This window comes from Desulfatitalea alkaliphila, from assembly GCF_022968795.1.
Classification (GTDB): domain Bacteria; phylum Desulfobacterota; class Desulfobacteria; order Desulfobacterales; family Desulfosarcinaceae; genus Desulfatitalea; species Desulfatitalea alkaliphila.
The window spans coordinates 215,840-222,957 of sequence record NZ_JALJRB010000007.1 but is presented as its reverse complement, the minus strand read 5'-3'; the positions used below and the strand labels follow the sequence as shown (position 1 = coordinate 222,957).

The window sequence follows — 7,118 nt, the reverse complement described above, 5'->3', positions numbered from 1 at the left end:
CGGGCCGAACGCCCTGCGCCCACCCCATAACGGCCCCGATGCGCCTGCACGCATTGCAGCACCCGGCCCCCCGACCCACCCGCCTCCCTGCGAGCACAAACCATTTCACTTCAAAGGGCACACCAGCTTGACCACCCCACCGCCTACAATCGACAGAATTCCTTGCTTTAAACTTTAAACTTAAAACTTTAAACTACCCACCATGGCCCCCGGTCTTGACGATGTGGAATCCATTGTTATTTTATAACTATAAAAAATTATTAGATATTAGATGTAAAGACAAGCGTTATAGGGTTTGGCCCTTAGCGTGTTCATAATCAGCGTCCGGGTTACACGGGACGCGTCGCGGCTGGAGGTGACTTATGTTGTCCATCATATTGAGCGTTCTGTTGATCGGTTACTATTTGAACTATTGTATCGACGGTGCGTCGACCTGCAAGATCTAATACCGCTGATCGGTTGATTGTCAACCCACTGGGCGCTACCCGGATATCGGGGGCGCCCGGTTTATTTTCGGGAAAGCGAAACCGATGGTTTGTGAATGAATTGAAAGTGGCCGTCATTCGGCGCCTTTTCGCTTCTGGTACCAGTTGGCCAGAGCGGGCGCTTTCTGGAACAGGTAGACGCCCAGGAATGCTGTCACCAGGATGTAGATGCCGCTGAGCACCCTGAGCTGAGGAATGGCCAGGCTGGCGATGATGGCGGAAAATTCGCCCCTATGCACCATGGAAAAACCTGCCCGGCAAGCCACTTTGGGGCTCAAGCCGTAGAGTCGGCTGCCGTAGTAGGCCATCACGACTTTACCGATGACCGCCCAGGCGATCAAACTCAACAACAGCGGCACCAGGGGTACCCCTTCGCCCAGGCTGATGGTGGTGCCGAACCAGAAGAAGAAGAAGGGCAGGGTTATGTCGCGGATGGGCAGCAGCAGGTGCTCCAGATCCGATGAACGCCCGGTTTCCGAAAGCATCATGCCGGCCAAGAAGGCGCCCAATATTTCCGACAGACCCAAGGCGATGGCCACCCCTGCATAGGAGAGGGCGATGGCGGCCGCCATGAGGGGCATGAAGTCTTTTTGCAGATGACGGGACACGAACTGGTCGAGGCGTTTGAAACCGAAGTGGCCCAATAAGATCGCGCCGGTCACCAGCAGTGCGATTTTCAGGAGCAACAACGCGGCAAAGGGCGCGGTGAAGGCTTCTCCCTGGCGCATGGCGGCGATGAAGGAGACCAACAGGGGCGCCACAAGATCCTCGAAGATCAGGATGGCGAGGATGAATTCCGCTTCGGGGTTGGCCAGCCGTTTCTGTTCTTGAAGCATTTTAGCGGATATGGATGAGCTGGTGGCATAGGCCACCGAGCCGATCACCATTGCCGACATGGCGTCCAACCCGAATAGTAACGCCAGGGCCATTGCCCCGCCCAGGTTGAGCAACACATCCAACATGCCCGAGGGCCAGATTTTCTTGCCGATGACGATCATCCGAGCCAAGGGGAACTCCAGGCCCAGGATGAAAAACAGGATCACGATGCCGATTTCGGCCACGGTGTGAACCGGGCCGTTGTCAATGAAATAGGAGGAGACGGCGGCGCCGAGCACGATGTACACCAGAACCGACGGCAAGCGCAATTTTTGGGAAGCGAAGCTCACCGTGAAGAAGGCGCCGAGAATCAAGCCGGCCAGCAACAGGAATGGAAGGTTTTCCATCGGAAAATATCCTTTATGCCCGGCAGAGATCTTCCAGAGCCTTGACCTGATCGCGTTTGCCGATGGCCATGAGGGTGTCCCCCGGGCGAATCACTTCGCTGATGTCGGGGCTGCCGATGATATCGCCTTCCCTTTGGATGCCGATGATGGTGCAGCCGGTCAGGGAGCGAATGCGCGATTCGTCGATGCGCTTGCCGGCCAATCGGCATTGCGGTTGAACCTTTATCCACTCCAGGCGCACATTGCGCAAGAAAAGCTCCATGCGGTCGTCGGCCACCGGCTGGTAGTCCACCCCCAGCATGATGGCGCCGATCTGGCGCGCCTCTTCGTCGGTGAGCTGAAAACTGTATTCGGCCTCGTCGTCATCCGGGTGCTTGAAGTGATAGATCTCGCGCATGCCCTGCTGATGCATTACGATGACGAAATGGCCCGAATTTGCGGTGCCAAAGGCGTACTTTTTGCCGATGCCCGGAAGATCGCTGGTTTTGACATCCATGGCTGGGTCTCCCTTTTAATATGGACGGTTTGTTGTAAACAGAAATAGCAGGGATTGGACCCCGGTCCAAGGGCTATCTTATGTTTGACAGGCTGTCTGTGTCGCACGCGACCCCTTGCTTGCAAAAAAAACGCCCCTTTTCCGATCGGGAAAGGGGCGATGGGCAGCTGGATGGTGGCTGATAATGGCGTTTTACACTTCCAACCAGGAGTCGGAGTAGAGGGTGTTGCCCAGGATGACGTTGACCGTCTTGGCGTAGTCCTGCATCTCCTTGGAGAGGCCGGCCATGTCCGGCTGGGTGCCGTCCAGCATGCCGTAGATCAGATCCACGATGTCCTGGCGCTGTCCCTTGGCGATGGCGGTCAGTTGATCGTCCCGCGGATCGGAAATCACCGACTGCATGCCGCACTTTTGCAGCATCACCATGTAGGTCTGGTTCAGGATGGGGCGCAGGTGCTCGGGCGGGCCGTTGGAGATGTTGGACAGGCCGCAGGTGCTGCGCGCGCCGGGGGAGATATCGGGGATCATCTTCTGGAACTCCATCAGGCTGATGGCTTGGGGCTGCTGGATGTTGACGGGGGTCACGATGCCGTCCACCCAGATTTTCTCGTTGGGAATGCCCGCCTCGTTGGCGAAATAGAGCAGCTCCACGCACAGGGCGGCGCGCTCGTTTTCATCCCGCGGCAATCCTTCGGGGCCCCACATCAGGGCGATGAAGTCGGCGTTGTATTCCGCGGCCAGGGGCACCATGCGCTCGTAGCGTTCGGGCCGCACCATGATGGAGTTGATGATGTGCGGGGTGCCGCTGGGGATCTGCTTGATCACCTTGAGGGCCGCCTCGATGGCGTCGATGTTGGACGTGTCCAGCGCCAGGGGCAGATCGGGCACCACCTCCTGCACCACCTGCACCACCCACGGCATCAGTTCGTGGCCGTCTTTTTTGGCCGGCCCGAGGTTGATATCGATGTAGTCCATGCCCTTCTCTTTTTGAAACAGGGCCTCTTCCTGGATCGGTTTGGCATCGCGTTCCTTGAAGGCCCGCCCGATCTTTGTGGATATTACGTTCAAACTTTCGCCGATGAGTAACATACGACCTCCCTTGTTATGCGTTCACAGTGTGTGGGTTGCGTGTCGCGGAAGCCGGCCACCCTTCGTGACCGGCGTGAACCGGTTTCTACTAGATTCGGGGGCCCGTTGCAAACGGTTTGTCCGGGGATGCAACACGGGGATGGCCCCTCGGGCCATCCCCGATGACGGGACTATTTGAATCGTTCTCTGAGGAAACCGGGAATGTGGGCCGCTTCACGCGGGCCGACGGTGATGCTCCAACCGGGCAGTTCCTCTTCGATGTCGCCCACGATGGCTGCTGCATAACCGGGGATGATCAGTTCGGTGTGTTTGACCTTGTCCATGATGCCGCTCTTCTTGACGAAGATACCCACATCGTCGCCCGCGAACTTGCCGGCGGCCCAGGCGGTGAGCACCGATAGGCCCTCGGAGTCTTTGATCAACAACCAGGCAGGTACACGGCTGCCCTCGATCTCGCCCGAGACGATGAAGTAGGTGAGGGCGAAGTTGGTGGTCACCAGCACCGGCGAATTCTCGTCGGGGGTACCGATCTCGTAGATGCCCTCGGTCACGGTCATGGGCCGCTGCGGGTCGGTGAAGATGTTGAGCCGTTCCAGCAGCAGCGGGAAGATGCTCTCGCCGGCGAAGTCGGACAACACCACGATGCCGCCGTACTTGGCGATGAACGTGGCCCCGATCATGGTCTCCACATCCAGATTGTCGGCCATTTCGCAGGGGAAGGTGATGGTGGGGAATCCCACCGCACGGTTAGCGTCCTTCAATGCCGCACGACGCAGGGCGATCATGTCGGCATTGGCCTGCTTGGGTTCACGGCTGCCCGGGTCGAGGACCAGATCCTTGAGTCCCATACCGGTCAGCTTTTCCGTCAAAGGCACCAGGCCTTCCACCCCATCGGCCTTGACGGCCAGGGGGAGGTTCTTTTCCTTGGCCAGGGCGCCCATGGCATCCGCGTTGTCGGCCGTGGCGGCATAGAGCAGGGGCCGTTTGAACCCGGCCGCCTCGACGCCGGCCTTCATGACGTCCACGTTTTCGGTCATCAGAATCAGGTTGAATTCCGATGTCTCGGCAATCTGCTTGGCGGCCGCGCCGAAGGCGGCGGCATCGCCGTTGGCATCCTTGAGGGCCACCAGTTCGGGGCGCAGGTTGAGGCCCACGCGCTCGTATTGCAGGGCGTTCCACTCCTTGAGTTTGGTGGCCAGGGCATCGGCGCCCAAAGCCGAGGAGACGACGGCGGCCAGCAGGGTGGGGTTGTAAAAGGTTTTCTCGTGGCGGTACTGCACCGTTTCGCCGCCGGTGGTGGCTTTGCGCACGCCCTTGCCCACCACTACCGGACGAATGGGCGGTGCTGAGGCTTCGGCCAATTGGGCCCGGGCTTCATCGGACACATAGGGGCAGGCATCCAGCTCCGCCTTGCCGGACGCCAGGTTCATGGCGAAGGCCAGGCAGGTGGGCACGCCACACTCCTTACAGTTGGTTTTGGGAAGGAGCTTGAAAATCTGAATACCGGTTAATGCCATTGGATTCTCCTTAATCTTATGAGGTGCGGACCCGGGGGTGTCATGGCAGGCACCCCCGGGTCAACCGTTTGTCAATGGATCAGCCTACCAGCGGCGGCATGGACAACGCAGGATGACCCTTTTCCTGCAGGAAGGGCATGATCTCCTCTTCGGTGGTGCCCACGGTCTCGTCGGCGATCATGTCCACCAGGTTGGGGTAGCCCAATTCTTCCCCACGTTTGAGCAGACGCTCGCGCAGCTCCTCCTTGAGGGATTTGGGCATCCACACCATGCGCAGCAGGCCGCCGTCGCCCTTGAGGAATTTTTTCTGGATGACGTTGTACTTGCTGTGCCCCACGAAGCCGGGCGAGGAAGCGCCACCGCCCATGACACCGGCCAGGGTGGTGAACTTCATGCCGCAGGGGGTCTCTCCGGTGTAGTCGCGATGCACGGTCATCACGCCGTTACAGGCCGGCAGCATGGCCGCGATGGCTTCGCAACAGCCGCAGGTGGTCATGGGATCGTGCACCAGGGAGTAGAAGTTGTAGTGGGTGACGGCGCCGCGGGAAGCCTTCTTAACGAACTCGTTGACGCCGGCGAACTGGCCCAGCACCGGGTCGAGCACCTCGCCCTTTTCGATGGGCTGGTTGGGGCCGGTGGGGTTGATCTCATAGGAGGCCTTGCAGTCCATCCAGTTGTAGGCGCCGCACAGACCGGTGCGCTCGGGGCTGACGGTGCAGACGTGGGTGGGAGCGAAGGACTGGCACAGGGTGCAGGAGTAGAAGATCTCCTCGTCTTCGTCGGTCATGTTCTCCACGCGCTCGTCCCGCTGCTTGTAAGCGGCGCGGGCCTGGGCGGTGATTTTCTCCACATCTTCGGGCTTGGTGTAGAGGGTCACCTGCACCTTGTCCAGGATCTTGTTGAAATCCTGGTGGAACTTGGCATGCAATACAACGCCGATGTCCTTGAGGGTGAAGCCCTTGTCCACCGCGGCCTTGCTGACGCGCACCCAGGCGATGTCGCGTTGCCCGATGTGCATGATGCCTTGGATGTAATTGATAAGATGATGGGTTTGCCGTTCCAGGATCGGTTCGAAATCCTCCTGGAATTCGCGACCCGCCACCTGCATGAAGATGGCCATCGGGAAGGTGTCGCCTTCTTTCATGTCAGGGATGTCGGGTCCGACGACGGTGACTTTGCCGTCCTCGATATCGTTCATTTCGGCCAGTTGCAGATACTCGGTGCACTGGGTTTTGCCCCCGCCGGTCTGGCAGTAAAGATCGGCGCCGCGCACACGCTCACCCTCATAGGCCGGGCCGAAGGCGCAGGGAATCTCGATCTGGCTGACGGTGGTTTTCAGGCCGCGCACTTCCACCGAGCGTTGCACCATCTCTTCGTGTTTGACATTGGCCACCACGTGTTCGTAGGTGCAGATACCGGTGGGCAGGATCTCGGGGATGTCGGTGTCGGCCAGGGTGGGGAAGCCCCAGTTCACACAGCCGGCCGCCGCCGCGGCCCATTCGGCGTTTACATCGCCCAGGGCGTTGACGAAGGCGAAGATGCGGTCTTTGTTGTATTTGAGAATGGTCTTGTAGTCGCCGGGCTTGACACCGCCGAAGGCCATGGCGGCACGGTTGGCGAACCCGAGGGCGAAGATGGCCGATGAGATGTCCGGCCCGAAGGGCACGATACGGGTGTTCCAGCCGACCTGCACGCCGCCTTCGATCAGCTGTTCGATGACGGTGGTGCCGTTCTGGTTGGCGGCGCAGAAGATGTAGAGGCTGCGGCGCTGGTACTCTTCCACGATCAGCTTGGCGGTGTCCACGTCCGGGGCCGAGCCCACGATGGCGGCGAAGCCGGGGGCCGAGCCGTCCACGAACTCCACGCCACGCTTGCGCATGACGGTGTCGTCGGCGGCGCCCAGCCAGATCTTGCCGGCATCCAGGTCCACTTCCTCGGAAGGATGGTAGAAATCGGGATCTTCCAGGTAACGCAGGGCCTCTTCGAGTTCAAAGGCGAACAGGGCAGCCATGCCGGCATCCAGAAGGGGTCCCAGGTAGGGCAGGTGGTTGCTGCCCTTCACGTGGGGGGGGAGCAGTTTGCGGGCGAAGGCCAGCGGTTTCTGCATATCTTCCAGGGTTTCCACCTTGATACCCAGCAGGGAGTAGATCACCGGCAGGTAGTAGGCGGTGTTGGGAAACCCCACCTTGGTGTCGGCGTTGTAGGTCTGCAGGGCTTTTTTGTATTTGCCTTCCACCTTGGAAACGATGTTGTAGCCACCCTGAATGGCGGCGAATGCGACGAGTCGAGACATTTATGCTTCCTCCTT

Annotated in this window: 5 protein-coding genes; all 5 read right to left on the bottom strand. The window is 59.7% G+C overall.

What is annotated here, in order from left to right; genetic code table 11:
- Positions 1 to 559: 559 nt before the first annotated feature.
- The 5 genes from MRX98_RS08845 to acsB all read right to left on the bottom strand — a co-directional run bounded on the left by MRX98_RS08845 (position 560) and on the right by acsB (position 7,103).
- Complete coding sequence (locus MRX98_RS08845) at positions 560 to 1,708, bottom strand: cation:proton antiporter (RefSeq protein WP_246905787.1); 1,149 nt, start codon at positions 1,706 to 1,708, stop codon at positions 560 to 562.
- A 13-nt stretch (positions 1,709 to 1,721) separates the two neighbouring features.
- Positions 1,722 to 2,204: a cation:proton antiporter regulatory subunit gene (locus MRX98_RS08840; protein WP_246905784.1), complete on the bottom strand. Its 483-nt coding sequence runs from the start codon at positions 2,202 to 2,204 to the stop codon at positions 1,722 to 1,724.
- 192 nt (positions 2,205 to 2,396) lie between these two features.
- Positions 2,397 to 3,293, bottom strand: a complete 897-nt coding sequence (locus MRX98_RS08835; protein ID WP_246905781.1) for a dihydropteroate synthase — start codon at positions 3,291 to 3,293, stop codon at positions 2,397 to 2,399.
- Positions 3,294 to 3,463: 170 nt separating this feature from the next.
- Entirely contained in the window at positions 3,464 to 4,810 is a 1,347-nt protein-coding gene (acsC, locus tag MRX98_RS08830; protein WP_246905768.1) for an acetyl-CoA decarbonylase/synthase complex subunit gamma, read from the bottom strand.
- 79 nt (positions 4,811 to 4,889) lie between these two features.
- Entirely contained in the window at positions 4,890 to 7,103 is a 2,214-nt protein-coding gene (gene acsB / locus MRX98_RS08825) for an acetyl-CoA decarbonylase/synthase complex subunit alpha/beta (RefSeq protein ID WP_246905753.1), read from the bottom strand.
- Positions 7,104 to 7,118: the final 15 nt, after the last annotated feature.